The organism is Methyloceanibacter sp. (assembly GCF_049590335.1).
In the GTDB taxonomy this organism is placed as follows: domain Bacteria; phylum Pseudomonadota; class Alphaproteobacteria; order Rhizobiales; family Methyloligellaceae; genus Methyloceanibacter.
Genome location: NZ_JBAWCQ010000148.1, coordinates 1 through 16,471, shown reverse-complemented (window position 1 = coordinate 16,471; position 16,471 = coordinate 1). Strand labels below are relative to the sequence as shown.

17 protein-coding genes are annotated in these 16,471 nt (G+C 62.8%); 15 read left to right on the top strand and 2 right to left on the bottom strand.

The window, feature by feature from the left end; translation table 11 throughout:
- Positions 1–576 (top strand): tetratricopeptide repeat protein (locus tag WBQ77_RS11465; protein WP_424060347.1); only part of this gene is annotated, 576 nt, incomplete at its 5' end.
- A 64-nt stretch (positions 577–640) separates the two neighbouring features.
- On the opposite strand, the gene xth is transcribed toward WBQ77_RS11465, so the two are convergent.
- Positions 641–1,423: an exodeoxyribonuclease III gene (xth, locus tag WBQ77_RS11460; protein WP_424060345.1), complete on the bottom strand. Its 783-nt coding sequence runs from the start codon at positions 1,421–1,423 to the stop codon at positions 641–643.
- Positions 1,424–1,489: 66 nt separating this feature from the next.
- The gene (gene erpA, locus WBQ77_RS11455; RefSeq protein WP_424041456.1) at positions 1,490–1,822 is read right to left on the bottom strand and encodes an iron-sulfur cluster insertion protein ErpA; all 333 of its coding nucleotides are present in this window, start codon (positions 1,820–1,822) and stop codon (positions 1,490–1,492) included.
- Between the two features lie 83 nt (positions 1,823–1,905).
- Between erpA and WBQ77_RS11450 the strand changes: the two genes are divergently transcribed.
- The 14 genes from WBQ77_RS11450 to WBQ77_RS11385 all read left to right on the top strand — a co-directional run.
- A complete protein-coding gene (locus WBQ77_RS11450; RefSeq protein ID WP_424041468.1) occupies positions 1,906–3,129 on the top strand; it encodes a deoxyguanosinetriphosphate triphosphohydrolase in 1,224 nt (407 codons plus the stop codon).
- A gap of 27 nt (positions 3,130–3,156) precedes the next feature.
- A complete protein-coding gene (argS, locus tag WBQ77_RS11445) occupies positions 3,157–4,914 on the top strand; it encodes an arginine--tRNA ligase (RefSeq protein ID WP_424060344.1) in 1,758 nt (585 codons plus the stop codon).
- A gap of 366 nt (positions 4,915–5,280) precedes the next feature.
- Complete coding sequence (locus tag WBQ77_RS11440; protein WP_424060343.1) at positions 5,281–6,903, top strand: SPOR domain-containing protein; 1,623 nt, start codon at positions 5,281–5,283, stop codon at positions 6,901–6,903.
- 51 nt (positions 6,904–6,954) lie between these two features.
- Positions 6,955–8,004, top strand: coding sequence for a beta-N-acetylhexosaminidase (gene nagZ / locus WBQ77_RS11435; RefSeq protein ID WP_424041452.1), 1,050 nt, complete (start codon positions 6,955–6,957; stop codon positions 8,002–8,004).
- The gene (locus WBQ77_RS11430; protein WP_424060341.1) at positions 8,001–8,897 is read left to right on the top strand and encodes a segregation and condensation protein A; all 897 of its coding nucleotides are present in this window, start codon (positions 8,001–8,003) and stop codon (positions 8,895–8,897) included. Before nagZ ends, WBQ77_RS11430 begins: the two co-directional genes overlap by 4 nt.
- Positions 8,898–9,317: 420 nt before the next feature.
- On the top strand, positions 9,318–10,043 hold the full coding sequence (gene scpB / locus WBQ77_RS11425; protein ID WP_424041466.1) for an SMC-Scp complex subunit ScpB: 726 nt from the start codon (positions 9,318–9,320) through the stop codon (positions 10,041–10,043).
- Positions 10,044–10,121: 78 nt separating this feature from the next.
- Positions 10,122–11,249 carry an ABC transporter ATP-binding protein gene (locus WBQ77_RS11420; RefSeq protein ID WP_424060339.1) on the top strand — a complete coding sequence of 376 codons (1,128 nt, stop codon included), beginning with the start codon at positions 10,122–10,124 and terminating at the stop codon, positions 11,247–11,249.
- A 124-nt stretch (positions 11,250–11,373) separates the two neighbouring features.
- Positions 11,374–11,601 (top strand): twin-arginine translocase TatA/TatE family subunit, encoded by a 228-nt coding sequence (locus WBQ77_RS11415; protein WP_424041446.1) that lies wholly within the window; start codon positions 11,374–11,376, stop codon positions 11,599–11,601.
- A gap of 48 nt (positions 11,602–11,649) precedes the next feature.
- Positions 11,650–12,186, top strand: a complete 537-nt coding sequence (gene tatB, locus WBQ77_RS11410) for a Sec-independent protein translocase protein TatB (RefSeq protein ID WP_424060337.1) — start codon at positions 11,650–11,652, stop codon at positions 12,184–12,186.
- A complete protein-coding gene (gene tatC, locus WBQ77_RS11405; protein ID WP_424060335.1) occupies positions 12,183–12,974 on the top strand; it encodes a twin-arginine translocase subunit TatC in 792 nt (263 codons plus the stop codon). The genes tatB and tatC overlap by 4 nt, the downstream gene beginning before the upstream one ends.
- 115 nt (positions 12,975–13,089) lie before the next feature.
- The gene (serS, locus tag WBQ77_RS11400; RefSeq protein ID WP_424060333.1) at positions 13,090–14,385 is read left to right on the top strand and encodes a serine--tRNA ligase; all 1,296 of its coding nucleotides are present in this window, start codon (positions 13,090–13,092) and stop codon (positions 14,383–14,385) included.
- A 48-nt stretch (positions 14,386–14,433) separates the two neighbouring features.
- Positions 14,434–15,207 (top strand): 5'/3'-nucleotidase SurE, encoded by a 774-nt coding sequence (surE, locus tag WBQ77_RS11395; protein WP_424045091.1) that lies wholly within the window; start codon positions 14,434–14,436, stop codon positions 15,205–15,207.
- Positions 15,208–15,330: 123 nt separating this feature from the next.
- Positions 15,331–15,939 carry a protein-L-isoaspartate(D-aspartate) O-methyltransferase gene (locus WBQ77_RS11390; protein ID WP_424045094.1) on the top strand — a complete coding sequence of 203 codons (609 nt, stop codon included), beginning with the start codon at positions 15,331–15,333 and terminating at the stop codon, positions 15,937–15,939.
- 98 nt (positions 15,940–16,037) lie between these two features.
- Positions 16,038–16,471 (top strand): LysM peptidoglycan-binding domain-containing protein (locus WBQ77_RS11385; protein WP_424060331.1); only part of this gene is annotated, 434 nt, incomplete at its 3' end.

The window sequence follows — 16,471 nt, the reverse complement described above, 5'->3', positions numbered from 1 at the left end:
GATCCGGCCTACGCCGTGGGGCTGCTGCGGCATGCCGGCGCTTATTTCGGCGATGCCGAAGCACAGTATCGGCTCGGGCGGCTCTATCTGACCGGCACGGGCATCGAGAAGAACCCGACCATTGCTGCAAACTGGTTGACCATGGCCGCACGCAAGCAACACGCAGGCGCGCAGGCCGTGTTGGGCGAAATGCTCTGGCGCGGCGAAGGCGCCGCACAGCGGCAAGCGCAGGGGCTCGCTCTGCTCATGCTGGCGCGGCAGAACGTGCGTCAAACGAGCGACGACGCCAAATGGATCGTCGAGAGTCACGACAGGACGATCGCAATTGCGGACAGGGTTACGGTCGCCGATGCCGAAGCGCTTATGCCCGGACTGAGCGGTGCGCGCGGCACGGCCACGGCGGTGAGCATTCCGACCGCCCCCACGGCGACCCGCGCTGTCCCGGCAGCGCAGCAACCCTCGCTGTCCGCACGCTCCGAGCCGCGGCTCGGGCCGGTGGACCTGGTTCCGCCCGCCGCTATGGGACTGTCGGCCGGCTTCGGCACCTCGGAGTCCGGCATGGGCGACCTCCAGTAGCAGAGCCGGTTAACGCGCTTGCTCTTCTGACTTCCTGATTTTTTGCAGAGCCCTTGAGCTTGCTCTAGACCGCAAGCTCCATGACGACCGGTACATGATCGGACGGTTTCTCCCAACCGCGCGGTTCGGCGTCGATGTCGCAGGACACCAGCCTGTCGGCAGCCTGAGGCGAGAGCAGGAGATGATCGATCCGGATACCGTGGTTCTTCTGCCAGGCGCCCGCCTGATAGTCCCAAAAGGTGAATTGATGCGGTTCGTCGTGACAGGCGCGGAACGCATCGGTGAGGCCAAGATTGACCAGTTTTTGGTACTGCGCCCGCGTCTCCGGCCTGAATAGCGCATCGCTGATCCAGGCGGCCGGATCGTAGACATCCTCCGGCGTCGGGATGACGTTGTAATCCCCGGCGATCACAAACGGCTCTTCATAGGACAGGAGTTCCTTGACCCGCGCCTTGAGCCGCTCCATCCAGGCGAGCTTATAGGGGAACTTCTCGGAGTCCGTCGGGTTGCCGTTGGGCAAGTAGATATCCACGACGCGCACGACCCCGGACGGGACCGAGAACACGCCTTCGATATAGCGGGATTGCGCATCGTCCGGATCGCCGGGCAGGCCGCGAATCACCTCGTCGAAAGGCAGCTTCGACAGAATAGCCACGCCGTTGAAGCCTTTCTGGCCATGGACGGCGACGTTGTAGCCGAGCTCTTCGAAGATTTCGCTGGGGAAGCCTTCGTCCACGCTTTTGATTTCTTGGAAACAGGCGATGTCGGGCGAGGCCGCGCCGAGCCAGGTTTTTACCGTCTCGAGCCGGGCCTTGATGCCGTTGATATTCCAGGTCGCGATTTTCATGCAGCCACATAGCCATGCCCGAATGGGCGGGGCAACCGCGCGGGCACGGCGCAGGCCAGTTTTGCACTAGACCGAGAAGCTGGTCCCGCAGCCGCAGGCTGCCGTGGCGTTGGGATTGCTGATCTTGAATTGGGCGCCGATCAGTTCGTCGATGAAGTCGATCTCCGAACCAACGATAAAGGGGACGGAGGTCGGGTCGATGGCAACGGTGGCGCCGTCGCGCTCGATCAGCATGTCCTCGGGCGCCGCGCTCTGGATCAGGTCGAAGCGGTATTGGAAACCGGAACAACCGCCACCCTCGACGCTGACGCGGAAGAGCTCAGCGTTGCTGTCGGCCTTGACAAGTTCGACGATGCGCTTGGCGGCGCTCGGGCTTATGGTGATAGACGGCTCGCTCATCTTCGGTTAGCCAATCCTTTGTGACTTAATGATGGGAATGGCCAACGGCGTTGTCAATCGGCGAACCCGGGAAGAATGAGCATCTGCGGCAGCTAGCGGCAGCATGCGACGAGCCGGCGGGGACCGACGTTCCTGCAACCGACGCCCAGCTTGCGCCCTACGCCCAGGATGTGCGGCTCAGCCGGGGTCGGCGCATCGCGGAAGACCCAAGCACTATTCGCAGGCCATATGCGCGCGATCGCGACCGCATATTGCACTCGACCGCGTTTCGCCGTCTGAACCACAAGACCCAGGTTTTTATCTACCATGAGGGCGACCATTTCCGCTCGCGCCTGACGCACAGCCTGGAAGTCTCGCAAATCGCACGGAGTATCGCCCGGGCGCTCCGAGTCGACGAGGATTTGACCGAAGCGGTCGCGCTTGCCCACGACCTCGGCCATCCGCCGTTCGGGCACGCCGGTGAACGGGCGCTCGATGCCGCGATCGCCGAAGCGGGCGGCTTCGATCACAACGCCCAGTCCTTGCGTGTGGTGACGAAGCTTGAACGGATTTACGGCGGCTTCGATGGCTTGAACCTTACCTGGGAAACCCTGGAAGGGGTCGTCAAACACAACGGCCCGCTGGGCGGCGAGGGGGCGCCCGTCCCGGAGCCCACTCGGGACTATTGCGAGACGCATGATCTCGAGCTCGACAGCTTCGCCTCGGTCGAAGCCCAGATCGCCGCGCTGGCAGACGACATCGCCTACAATGCGCACGACATCGACGATGGTTATCGTGCCGGGTGCTTCTCATTTTCGGACCTTGCCGGCATCCCCCTGGCTGGACGCTATCTCGACCAGCTGGACGCAACCTATCGCGACCTCGAGCCGGCGCGCCGCCTATACGAGCTCAAACGGCGGCTGATCACCGCCATGGTCAACGATGTTCTCGAGGAAACACTGAAGCGCCTTGAGCAAGTGCCGTCCCAGAGCGCGGATGGCGTGCGGGCGGCCAATGGCGCTATGGTGGCGTTTTCCGGAGCCATGCGGGCTGAACTCCAGCAGCTCCGTAAGTTCTTGTTCGGGCAGGTCTATCGCCATCCGCGCGTGATGCGGATCATGGGCGATGCGGAGGATATCGTGGTCGGACTCTTTGACCGTTATGCGCGCGATCCTGGTGCACTGCCGCCGGAGTGGCGCGAGGAAGCGCGCGGGGGAGATCCGCGTGCCTCGGCCCGTCACGTGGCTGACTTCATTGCCGGGCAAACGGACCGCTACGCTATCGCCGAACACCGCCGCTTGTTTGACGCGACACCGGATTTGCGATAGTCGCGCCACATACCTTCCGGAGCATTCATGGACGTTTTTTCTGGGTTCCACGGCCACGTCTTGGCGGCCGTTCAGCAACTGAAACACGATGGCGTCGTGCCGAAAGATGCGAAGGTGGATGGGATCGCGCTGAGCGCGCCCAAGGATGCCGGCCATGGGGACCTTGCCACCAATGCCGCCATGCTGCTGGCGAAGCCGGCGAAGATGCCCCCCCGCGCGCTGGCCGAGCGCATCGTGCCTTTGCTCGCCTCGGACCCTTTCGTCGAGAACGTGGAGATCGCCGGGCCCGGCTTTATCAACCTCACCCTGAGACAGGCCTTTTGGCCCAGCGTGCTGCGGATGGTGCTGGAACAGGGAGGCGCGTTCGGCCGCAGCGCCATTGGCAAGGGGGAGGCGGTCAACGTGGAGTATGTCTCCGCCAATCCAACGGGCCCGATGCATGTGGGCCATTGCCGCGGCGCGGTGTTCGGCGATGCGCTGGCTAATCTTCTCGCCTTCGCAGGGCACGACGTGACGCGTGAGTACTACGTCAACGACGCTGGGGCGCAGGTGGACGTCCTCGCGCGCTCCGCGTTCCTGCGCTACCGGGAGGCGCTGGGTGAAGACATTGGGGAGATCCCCGAAGGGCTCTATCCAGGCGATTATCTGAAATCGGTGGGCGAGAACCTTGCGAGCAATCACGGGCGCGATTTGCTGGACATGCCCGAGGCCGAATGGCTCCCGGCGGTGCGCGGTGTCGCCCTGAGAGCCATGCTCGGCATGATCGAGGACGATCTGGCCCAACTCGACATCCGCCATGACGTATTTTTCTCCGAACGTTCGATGATGGAAGGGGAGGACGAGGTCGCCGAGATCATTGCTAATCTGAAATCGAAGGGGTTGGTCTATGAGGGGCGTTTGCCGCCACCCAAGGGCAAGCTGGACGAGGACTGGGAAGACCGGATCCAGCTTCTCTTCCGCGCCAGCGAGTTCGGAGACGATCAGGATCGCCCCCTGGTCAAAGCCGATGGCTCGTACACTTATTTTGCTGCAGATATTGCCTATCACTTCGACAAGTTCAGACGCGGCTTTAAGTCGATGATCGACATCTGGGGGGCCGACCATAGTGGGCATATCAAGCGCATGCAGGCCGCCCTCAAGGCGCTCACCGACGGTGTCGGCGATCTCGACGTTAAGATTTGCCAGCTTGTTCGGTTGTTCAGGTCGGGCGAGCCTGTAAAGATGTCCAAGCGTGCGGGGACGTTTGTGACACTGCGGGAGGTCGTGGACGAGGTCGGGGCAGGCCCGGTCCGGTTCATGATGCTCTACCGGAAAAACGATGCGCCGCTCGATTTCGACTTCGCCAAAGTCACCGAGCAGTCGCGGGACAACCCAGTGTTTTATGTCCAATACGCGCACGCGCGGGCGAGTTCGGTCCTGCGGAATGTTGCCGAGGCATTTCCCGACCTTGCGTTGGAGGGGGAACAATTGGCATCAGCTGATCTCGATCGGTTGAACGATGAGGGCGACCTCGCGCTGATCAAGCGCATGGCCCAGTTTCCCCGTATTGTGGAGGCTGCAGCTCAAGCACATGAGCCCCATCGCATCGCGTTCTATCTTTACGATCTTGCCGGAGACTTCCATGGTCTTTGGAACAGAGGCAAAGACTTGCCACAATTACGTTTTATTCACCAAACTGACCGAGAGTTAACCCGTGCTCGTGTTGCGCTGGTGGTAGCCACACAGCAGATCTTGGCGTTGGGATTGGGGATCCTCGGCGTTCATGCAGTGCACGAGCTGCACTAGCTGAACTTGAGAACGCGGGGATAGTTCGAGGGCAGTAACCATGTACGCGCAAGATAGTAGGTTCGGCGGTCGAAATGCCGGACCTTCTGTATTCGATTAAAACTTCGCCTAAGGCGTTAACGCGCAAGGGCAGAACGCGGCAAGCACGTCTGGGGTTCCATCGTGGGGGACAGGCCAGGCAAACACCGGAAACAGTGAGGTACCTCGATGGTTCAGGGAGCCGGCCGACCAGGTCAGCCAAATCCAGGACAGCAATCCATTTTTGGAAATGGCGGTCCTTCGTTTGCGCAGATGCCGTCCTTCAACCCGTTGACACGCGGCGGTCAGAATCCCGCAGCCCCCGCCGCGCCGCAGCCAGCTCCGGCAGTGTTCAGTCCTCAGCCAAAGGCTTACGCCGATCCCGCCTTGCATCATCCTCATCCCGCACAGCCTCAGGATCCTCATCCCGCACAGCCTCAGGCCCCGCAGCCTCAAGCTCCACAGCCTCAGGCGTATGCCGGTGGTCAGGATTTACACTCTCAGCCACAAGGTCAGCCGCAGCCCCAGGCTTACGCGACGCCCGCAACCCCGCAGGCCGTCGCGCCCAACCGCACGCTTCCGGAATTCGGTGCCGTTGACCCCGGCTTCCCGGATTCGATTTTCGGCGACGTGAAGCTTGGCGCAGGGCTCGAGGACCACACTGCACCGCTGGCGGATGAGCCGGCGGCGGATGCCAGTTTCCCGGACGAGGACGCATCGTTCCTCGAACCCGCGGCCCCAGCGGCCGCTTATCAAGCCGCACCGGCAGCCTCTCAGCCCGAGGCCTATGCGCCGCCGCAGCCTCAAGACTTTGCGGCTCAGCAGCCCGAGGCCTATGCGCCGCCGCAGGCGGAAGCCTATGCGGGCCAGCCGATGCCCGGTGCCGACGATCCGGCCATGTACGCGCCGCAACCCCAGCAGCAAGGGGTTCCTTACGGCCACGTTCCACCGAGCGATCCGAGCCGGCAATTGCAGACCCTCGATCCCAATTACGCCCAGCCGCCGCAGATTGCGCTTGGCGATCCGCGCGCCGGAATGCAGCCGGCCCCGCAGGACTTTCTTTACGACGGCAGCGATGCCGATTTCGTGGATGCGAGCGTTGCCGCCTCCCAGGGCGGCCTCAAGTCCAAGGTTATGGGAACGCTCAAGGGCCGCAGCACCGTGATGGTTGCCAGCGCGCTTTTGGGGGCCATTGCCCTTGGTGGGGCCCTTGCTTACGCTTATAAGCAGAGCGGCGGCGGTATCGGCAGTGGCGATGCGCCGATCGTGACGGCGGACGCATCCCCGGTGAAAGCCGCCCCGGACTCGCCGGGCGGCAAAGAGTTTCCCAACAAGAACAAGCTGATCTACGACCGCCTGACGAACGGGGCGACGCCGCAGGCCGAGCGCCTTGTGCCACGCCAGGAAGATGTGGCCGTGCCTGCTATGCCGCCGGCCACCGCCACGGCAGGATTGCCCGGCGCCGTCGCCACCACCGATGCTGTGGGCGAGGATGGCGGACCACGTAAGGTCAAGACCATGGTTGTCCGTCCGGACGGATCCATGGAAGGCGCTGCGGCCATGGCCAATGAGGCAGCCGCGGGCGCGACATCCCAGGCGAACAGCATGATGGCGCAGCCGAATATGATGCCGGTCCCCGCAATCCAGCAGGCAGCCGGCGGGGAGCAAGTGGCCGTCGCTGCACCGGCTGCCGCCGCTGCGCCAACAGCCGCCGCCTCGAGCGCCTATGTCGTTCAGCTTGGCTCCAGCAAGAGCCAGACCGACGCTCTGGCCAACTTCGCCGATGCGCAGCAGAAATATCCGAGCCTGCTCGGCAATTATCAGCCGCTTGTCCGCAAGACCGATCTCGGACCAAAGGGCACTTGGTACCGGCTTCAGGTTGGGCCCATGTCGGACAAGGATGCAGCCTACAAGCTGTGTGGTCAGCTGAAGTCCAAGGGCCATGGCGATTGCCTGGTGATGGCGCAATAAATCGGTCATACGCCGCTTGACCGAGACGCGTCCTGGGGCTAGCCCCAGGGCATGCCATTCAAAGCCTTCATCTCCGGTTGTGCGACGACGGCGTTGACCAAGGCCGAGCGTGATCTCTTCGCCGAAGAGCGTCCCTGCGGCCTTATTCTCTTCGCCAGAAACGTCAATAACCCGGGCCAGGTCCAAGCCCTCGTCTCAGACTTCAAATCGGCTGTGGGGATCGACGACGTCCTCATTCTGGTCGACCAGGAAGGTGGACGCGTCCAGCGGCTGCGGCCGCCATACTGGCGCGCCATGCCGCCGGCGCGGTGCTTCGGTGACCTCTACGCGCGGGATAAAGAGGCCGGCAAGCGTGCGGCGTTCGCCGCGTCTCGTCTCATGGCGTCTGAGCTATACGATCTGGGGATCAACGTGGATTGCACGCCCTGTATCGACGTGCCTCAGGAGGGCGCTCACGACATCATCGGCGACCGCGCCTTTTCCACAGATCCGGACGCCGTCGGCGTCCTCGGCCGTGCGGTGATGGACGGGATACTCGCAGGGGGCGTCCTGCCGGTGATCAAGCATGTTCCGGGGCATGGCCGGGCCATGGCCGACAGCCATAAGTCGTTGCCGCACATCGATGTTTCCAAGGAGTCCTTAGAGGAGGTCGACTTCCGGCCGTTCCATGCCTTGCGGGATGCGCCTTTGGCGATGACGGCGCATGTGCTGTTGCCGGCCTATGACGAGCAGAGTCCCGCGACGCTGTCTCCGGCTATAATGAAGGAACTGATTCGCGGTCAATTGGGGCTAACCGGTTTGATTATGACGGACGACATCGGCATGAAGGCACTTTCGGGCACTCCAGGAGATTTGACCCGCGCGGTGATTGCTGGCGGCTGCGATGTGGCGCTGCATTGCAGCGGCAAGTTCGACGAGATGGTCGATGTCGCCGGTGCCGCGCCGGAGCTCGCCGGTGTCTCCCTGAAGCGGTTCGACAGCGCGTTGGCATGCCTTGCCGCCCCCAAGCCCTTCGACGAGACCGAGGCGCTCGCGCTCGTCAGTGAGGCGGCCGAGACGCTGGTGGCGCAGGTGGGGCCGGACCCAACGGTGCAGACATGACCGACGACGGCAAAACCGAGAAGACCGACAGCCAGGAGGCCGAGCTTGCTGCGCCTCTGGACGCTGTGCCGGCCGAGCCCGCCCCGGAATCTGGTGCGCGGAATGGCGCGGACGCCGCGTGGGAAGCCGCTACCGAGCGAGACGCCGACGAGGACGAAAAACTCTGCGTGGATGTCGAGGGGTTCGAAGGACCGCTCGACCTTCTTCTGGCCATGGCACGCACGCAGAAGGTGGATATCGCCAAGATCTCCGTTCTGGCGCTCGCGAAGCAATATCTTGAGTTTATCGAGGAGGCGAAGCGGCTGCGCCTTGAGCTGGCCGCCGACTATCTCGTGATGGCCGCCTGGCTGACTTTCCTGAAATCGAAGCTTCTGCTGCCGCCCGAGCCGTCGGACGAGGACGAACCATCGGGCGAGGAACTCGCGGCCATGCTGGCCTTCCGTCTGCAGCGTCTGGATGCGATGCGGGACGCGGCGGCGCAGTTGATGACGCGCAAGCGCCTCGGGCGCGATGTATTTCCCCGTGGCGAGCCCGAGCCTATTCGGGTCTCGCGGACGAGCGTTTATGACGCCAATGTCTACGACCTCCTGAAGGCTTATGCCCAACAGCGCCAGCGCAACTCGGTGCGCACGCTGTATATGGAGAAGCGCACGGTCTGGTCTCTGAAGGAAGCGCGCTCGGAATTGGAACGCCTCTTGGGCATAGCCTGCGAATGGGCGCCGCTCGATCAGATCCTGGCGGAGTTCTTGGTCGAGCCCGAGATCAGGCGGACTGCGCTCGCATCGAGCTTCACCGCCACGTTGGAAATGACACGCGAGGGCGCGGTGGAAATTCGCCAGGCGAAGTCCTTTGCACCGCTCCTGGTCCGCCGCCGGAGTGCGGCTACGCAGTGAGTGGCTCGTCAGAGCCGTTGGGTCGAAGTTGTTGGAGTTTGGGTAACGAGGGTCAGCGTCGACGAAATTCAAAATTGCGAGGGGTGCGCTATGCCGAAGCCCAAAATGTCGCCATTAAAGTCCACTCGGATGAAGCGAGAGGGCACCGGGCCGAAATCCTCCGAGGAGGGCGCTCCAACGCTCGCGGAGGTTTTAAACGGTCTTTCGGACTTCGCGCAAAGCGTCGGTGAAGGCGAAGTGGCGCTGGCGCAGCTCGATGAGGTTTTGAAGACGGTCGCGCGGGATTCCACGAATGTGTTGCACGCGAAGGCGGAAAAGACGGTGATAACAAAAGGTGCGGGGCTGCAAATGTCGGCTGAACAGGCGGAAAGGGTAGTTGAGGTCACGGCAGAAAGGGAAGAGCAAGGCGCGGATGCGCCGATGCTACCGCTGCCGTCCAATGTGATGGCGCTTCCATCGGCGGACCGGCGGGAGAAGCTGCGCATCATCGAAGCCCTTCTGTTCGCGGCTCCGGCCCCTCTGAAAGAGGCAGAACTTGCCCTGCACTTTGGGGCGGACGAGGATGTTCAAGCGCTCCTGGAGGAGCTGCAGGGCCTGTATGCGGGCCGTGGCGTTAATCTCGTGCGCGTGGCCGGAAGGTGGGCCTTCCGCACCGCCGACGACCTATCCTATCTCCTGGAGCGCCAGGCCGTCGCGCAGCGGCGCTTGTCGCGCGCGGCGCTGGAGACCTTGGCGATTATTGCCTATCACCAGCCGGTAACGCGGGCCGAAATCGAAGAAATCCGAGGTGTTTCGACCTCCAAGGGAACGTTGGACGTGCTGCTGGAGACCGGCTGGGTCAAGCTTAGAGGCCGCCGCCGTGCGCCCGGGCGCCCGGTCACCTATGGGACCACCCTGGAGTTCCTGGAGCACTTCGGCTTCGAGCAAATTCAGGACCTTCCGGGCTTGCGGGAACTTAAGGGCGCGGGGCTTTTGGATTCGAACCTACCGCCGGGATTTGCGATGCCAAGTCCGGACGATGCCGTCGAACTGCGGGAGGATGAGGACCCGCTTGAGGACGAGCAGGCCGATGAACTTCTGGGTGCCGACGACGATGATGTGCTTGCGGAGTCCGAGCCGAGCGAGCCGGAGAAGCAAAGCGAGTAAAGTCCGTCCGGTTCGGCAGGCGCCCGCGGTTCTGTGAAGCGTTGCGCTGAGGCAGCCCCGTCGCGTAAGACCATTGTGATGCTCAAAGTTTTCAAGGCGCGGGCTGGCGGTAACGGATCCGGCCGGTCCCGGAGCGGACGCGGCAAGGCCGCTGTCACCTTCGCGGCCCGCTTGGCTGTGGATGGCGTCTCCCGCCGCTATGACCAGACCCTCGCGCTCGATGATGTTTCTCTTGAGGTGGAGCCGGGCAAGATACTGTGTTTGCTCGGGCCGTCCGGCTGCGGGAAAACAACCCTGCTGCGCATCATTGCCGGGGTTGAGGCGCCGAGCAGCGGTTCCGTGCTGATCGATGGCCAGGAAGTGGCCGGTCCCAATCGCTTCGTGCCGCCGGAAAAACGCGGCGTCGGGCTGATGTTTCAGGACTTCGCCCTGTTTCCCCATCTCACGATCCTGGACAATGTCGCCTTCGGCCTCCGTTCGCTTACGAAGCAGCAGGCGCAAGCCGAAGCTTACGCGGCCCTAGAGCGGGTCGGTCTTGGTGATTACGAACGCGACTACCCGCACATTCTCTCCGGCGGTCAGCAGCAGCGTGTGGCGCTTGCGCGGGCCATCGCCCCGCGTCCTGGCATCGTGTTGATGGATGAGCCGTTCTCCGGCCTCGACTCGCAATTGCGGGAGAGCATGCGTGAAGAGACGTTGGCCATTATCCGGGAGTCGCGGGCGACATGCATTGTCGTGACACACGATTCGGAGGAGGCCATGCGCATGGGCGACGTGATCGCCTTGATGCGCGATGGTCGTGTGGTGCAGACCGGCCCGGCGCCGGAGCTTTACCGCACCCCCAAGGACCTCTTTGCCGCGCGGACGTTTTCGGACCTCAATGAGCTGCCGGCGCGTGTTCAGGGCGGCAGGGCTGAGACGGCGCTCGGGACGTTTGCCGCCAGCGATTTCGTCGACGGCACGGAGGTGATCGTCTGCGTGCGGCAGGGCGGAATTCGTCTTTTGAAACCCGGGGAGGGAACCCTGGGGCGCGTTTTGGATACGCGCTTTCTGGGCGATGTTGGTCTCCTGGAGATCGCTGTGGAAGGGCATGAAGGTCCCATTCTGGCGCGTGTGCGCGCGGCGGACATGCCGGTGCGCGGCGACGAACTCGGTGTGGGCGTCGACGAGGGCGGCGTACTCGTGTTCCCGGCGCGTAACGACTAAAAGGCGCACGCAGTTTGGCAGGCCCTGCGCTTGCGGTTCGGTGTTCTTTGCTGCCATAGTGCGGCCAAATCGTTGAAACGAATGGCGTCATCTCCGCTGCGGAGAGAGGCCATGGAGGTCGATCATGGGACCAAGTTGGTGGCAAATTCTGGTTGTGCTGCTTCTGTTCGTGCTGCTGTTCGGCCGGGGCAAGATCTCTGATCTCATGGGCGACGTGGCCAAGGGCATCAAGAGCTTCAAGTCCGGTATGGCCGATGAGGACGAGGATGTGGCGGACGCCAAGGTCATTCAACACGAGACCCCGGTACCGCCGTCGAAGTCGCACAAGACTGAAAACCAGAAATCAAGCTAGGCGCGTAAGTGCCGCGAGGCCCGTTCGGTTCGCGCGCTCTCTCGCGACATGTTTTTCAAGCCCATGCTGGACATCGGATGGTCGGAACTTTTGGTGGTGGTCATAGTGGCGATCGTGGTGGTCGGCCCGAAGGATCTGCCCAAGCTTATGCGCACGATCGGCTTCTATGCCGGCAAGGCGCGCCGCATGGCCGCGGACTTCCAGCGCCAATTCAATGAGGTCCTTGCCGAGAGCGAAGCCGAGGACGTGCGGATGAACCTTGAGGCGATCCGCGCCAATATGGGGCCCGCACCGGATCTGAACCAGCCCATCGGCAAACCGTTGATGACGGGACCTGCGGCTTCTCCCGCACCCGAATTCGTCGAGCCGCCTCAATCCGACGTGACGGAACCTCCGTTGCCCACGCCGCAGAAGGTGTCGCGCGCCAAGCCAACTCGGAAGCATGCCAAGACGACGATAAAAAAAACGCCTGCCAAGAAGGCTACGGCGAAAAAGACGGCGGCCAAAAAGTCGCCCGCAAAGAGGAGGTCCCGGAAGACCAACGGGGCTGCCGGGGCACCCAGCAACGGCGAGCCGAAACCTTGAGAGTCGACGAAGACATCGACACATCCAAGGCGCCACTCATCGATCATCTGATCGAGCTGAGAAAGCGGCTTCTATGGGCGCTGGCCGCGACGTTGGTCGCCTTCATCGTCTGCTTTTGGTTCGCAAAGCCCATCTACAATCTGCTGTTGTGGCCCTATCGCGTGGCGGCCGGCGTTGATGCACCGATCGAGCTGATCTATACGGCGCCGCAGGAGTTCTTTTTCACCCAGGTCAAGCTCGCCCTCTTCGGCGCGGTGTTCATCGCCTTCCCGGTGATCGCCACCCAGCTCTATATGTTCGTGGCGCCAGGCCTTTATCGCAACGAGCGCAAGGCGTTTCTGCCGTTCCTGTTCGCAACGCCCATCCTGTTTCTGATCGGAGCCGCGCTCGTCTATTTCGTCGCCATGCCGCTCGCCATGCGGTTCTTCCTGTCGATGCAGGAGACGGGCGACAGCGGGGTCCAGATTCTACTCACGGCGAAGGTGAGCGAATATCTGTCCCTGATCATGATGCTGATCATCGGCTTCGGCATCTGCTTTCAGTTGCCGGTCCTGCTCACACTCCTGGCGCGGGCAGGCCTGGTCACTGCGAAGACGCTGAAACACTACCGGCGCCACGCCATTCTCGGCGTGTTCGTGGCGGCCGCGGTGCTGACCCCGCCGGATCCGGTCAGCCAGCTGGCGCTGGCGCTGCCGACGCTGCTTCTCTACGAGATCTCTATTTTCGCCGTGCGCCTGGTGGAGAAGAAGCGTGCTGCCGCGGCTCCCTCGGCAGCGCCGTCGTCGTAAGGGCGTCACTTGCCCATAAGTCCGGCTGACAAGGGCCGGTTCCCGTCTTATACGGGGGCGGCAGACAGAACGAGCCGACCATCGGCTAGCCGATCACCGGAAAGAGAATTCATCCGTGCTTGACGTTAAATGGATACGCGAGAACCCCGATGCCTTCGTGGCGGGGCTTGAGAAGCGCGGCTTCGAGCCGGCGCCCGCCGAGATTTTGAATCAGATACTCACGCTGGATGCGCAACGCCGCGAAACGATTCAGCAATTGCAGGATCTGCAGGCGCGCCGCAACGCCGCATCGAAAGACATAGGCGAGGCCAAGAAGAACAAGGACGAGGCCGAGGCGCAGCGTCTCTTGGACGAGGTGGCCGGGTTCAAAGAGACGATCCAGAAGGGCAAGGAGGACGAGCGCACTCAGGACCAGGCCTTGGGCGATCTTCTTGCGGGCATCCCCAATATCCCGGCCGAGGGCGTGCCTGTCGGGCCCGACGAGAGCGCCAATGTAGAGCTGCGCAAAGTCGGCGAGATCCCGAGCTTCGATTTTTCCCCAAAGCAACATTTCGAACTCGGTGAGGCGCTCGGCCTCATGGACTTCGAAACGGCGTCAAAGCTTTCAGGTTCCCGCTTCGTGGTGCTGAAGGGTTCACTTGCTCGGCTAGAACGTGCGCTTGCCCAATTCATGCTCGATCTGCACACGACTGAGCACGGCTACACGGAAGTGAATCCGCCGCTGCTCGTGCGCGACGACACCATGTTTGGCACAGCGCAGTTGCCGAAGTTTGAAGAGGACCAGTTTCCTGCAGGAGAGGGGTTCTGGCTCATCCCCACCGCCGAAGTGCCGCTCACCAATTTGGTGCGTGAGTCGATCCAAGAAGAGGTGAGCCTCCCGATGCGGGTGACGGCGGGCACGCCGTGCTTCCGGGCCGAAGCAGGGGCGGCCGGCCGCGACACGCGCGGCATGATCCGCCAGCACCAGTTCACCAAGGTGGAGTTGGTCTCAGTCACTACGCCGGAACAATCCGGCGAAGAACATGAGCGCATGACGGGTTGCGCCGAGACCGTGCTGCAAAAGCTCGGTCTGCCCTATCGCGTGGTGGTGCTCGCAACCGGCGACATGGGCTTCGCCGCGCAGAAGACCTACGACATCGAGGTCTGGCTGCCGGGGCAGGACACGTACCGGGAAATCTCCTCCTGCTCGGTCTGCGGTGACTTCCAGGCTCGCCGCATGAATGCGCGCTACCGGCGGACCGACGCGAAAGCGCCGCGACTGGTGCATACCTTGAACGGCTCGGGCGTCGCTGTGGGGCGCGCGCTCATCGCTGTGCTCGAAAACTACCAAGAAGCCGACGGCAGCGTGCGCGTTCCCGAAGCGCTCCAGCCGTATATGGGCGGCCTCACCAGAATCGAAGCGTCGGCCTGAATCAAACTCCCAGCTGGGCGGACAAACCACCGGAAACGACTCGAGAAGATGCGCATCCTGATCACCAATGACGATGGTATCGAAGCCGCCGGTCTCGACGTGCTGGAAAAGATCGCGACGGACCTCACCGATGATGTCTGGGTCGTCGGACCCGAGACGGACAATAGCGGGGCCTCGCACTCGCTGACCCTCGCAGAGCCTTTGCGCATGCGTGAGATTGGCAAGCGGCGCTATGCGGTGAAAGGGACGCCGACAGACTGCGTGATCATGGGGGTACGCTATCTCCTGAAGGACGAGCCGCCGGACCTAGTCCTGTCGGGCGTCAATCGGGGCCAGAATCTCGCCGACGACGTGAACTATTCAGGCACGGTCGCAGGCGCCATCGAGGGATCGCTTCTAGGCATTCCCTCCATCGCGATGAGCCAAGCTATCAGCAATTACGACCACGGTGTTCCGCCCTGGGATACGCCCATGGTCCATGGCGCGGACCTGGTGCGGAAGCTGCTCGCCGCCGGCTGGCCAACTGGCTCGGTCATCAACGTGAACTTCCCCGACTGCCACCCCGATCAGGTGAAGGGCGTGGCGGCCACTGTTCAGGGCTTCCGCGATACCGAGCTGCTCGACATCGACGACCGCATGGATACGCGTGGCAAAGCCTATTACTGGATCGGGATCACCAAGCGCGGTCCCAATCCGCCGAAAGGCTCGGACCTGTGGGCGGTGCGCGCCAATCTAATCTCCGTCACGCCGCTGTGCCTGGATTTCACCGACCACGGCGCCCTCCCGGATCTGGCTTCCGTCATGGAAGAAAAGGACAAATAGTCCTTGCCGGACCTTATTAGTCCCTAACTTGGATTATGAGAATCGGCTGATACTGTCCTTTAGCCCCATCCGGGGAGGAGGTGGACGCTGGTGGAGGACGCGGAAAATCAGATCGGGCTGATCATGCAGCTCCGGCGCCGCGGGATTCGCGACGCTGACGTGTTGCGCGCCATCGAGCGGATTCCGCGCGAGCTGTTCGTGGACGACGCTTTCTCCGAGCACGCCTATCAGGACATCGCTCTGCCCATCGAATGCGGACAGACCATCTCGCAGCCCTTTGTCGTGGCGACCATGACCGAGAAGCTCGATCTGAAGCCGACCCATAAGGTCCTCGAGATCGGAACCGGGTCGGGCTACCAGGCCGCGATCCTGTCGCAGCTCTGCCGCCGGGTCTACTCCGTCGAACGTTGGCGCGAGCTCCAGAAGGCGGCCGAGGCGCGGCTCGCCAGGCTGAAGATCGCCAACGTCACCACCATCATCGGCGATGGCTGGCTGGGATGGCCGCCCCAGGCCCCGTTCGATCGTATCATCGTGACGGCCGCGGCACTCGATGCGCCTGCCGCCTTGCTCGATCAGCTGAGGGAGAGTGGCCGGATGATCATTCCGCTTGGAGAGACGCGCGATACCCAATCGCTCGTGCAGATCGACAAGACCCCCGACGGGCTTGTCGAGACACCGCTTCTGCCCGTGCGCTTCGTGCCGCTGGTGCATGGACGCGTGAAACGCGACTGATCCGAACTTTCCCGAATCGCGAACCGGTTCCTTAAAGCGTTGTTTACCCGCGCCGCGCTTAACTACCCAAATTGAGTATTGCGTGGGGGCCAGCGATAATGCGCGTGGCATATGGGCCGGAACTCATCCGGGGAATTTCGTGCGCCGTTTTGGCACTGAGTACAGCGTTTGGCGTCGCAGGCTGTAGCGACGATTCCACGCGCTTCAACTATCCGACGCTCGGCATGGCCGACACCGGAGTCGGCGCAGCCGACTATTCGACCACGTCATCCCTACCGCCCCAAGGTGGCTACAACGGCACCGAGCCACAGCGCTCGGCAAATTACAAAGCGAGCCAGACACGCTATTACGGGTCGCAAGCCGCGACGCCGCCAGTCGCACCCAGTCAGTCTTATGCCTCCGGTCCCCGTGTGACCGTGCAACAGGGGGATACGCTGAGCAGCCTGTCGCAGCGTTATGGCGTCCCGATCGGGACGATCCAGACCGCCAATAATCTTGCCGATGCCCGGCTGAGACACGGTCAGGTCTTGGT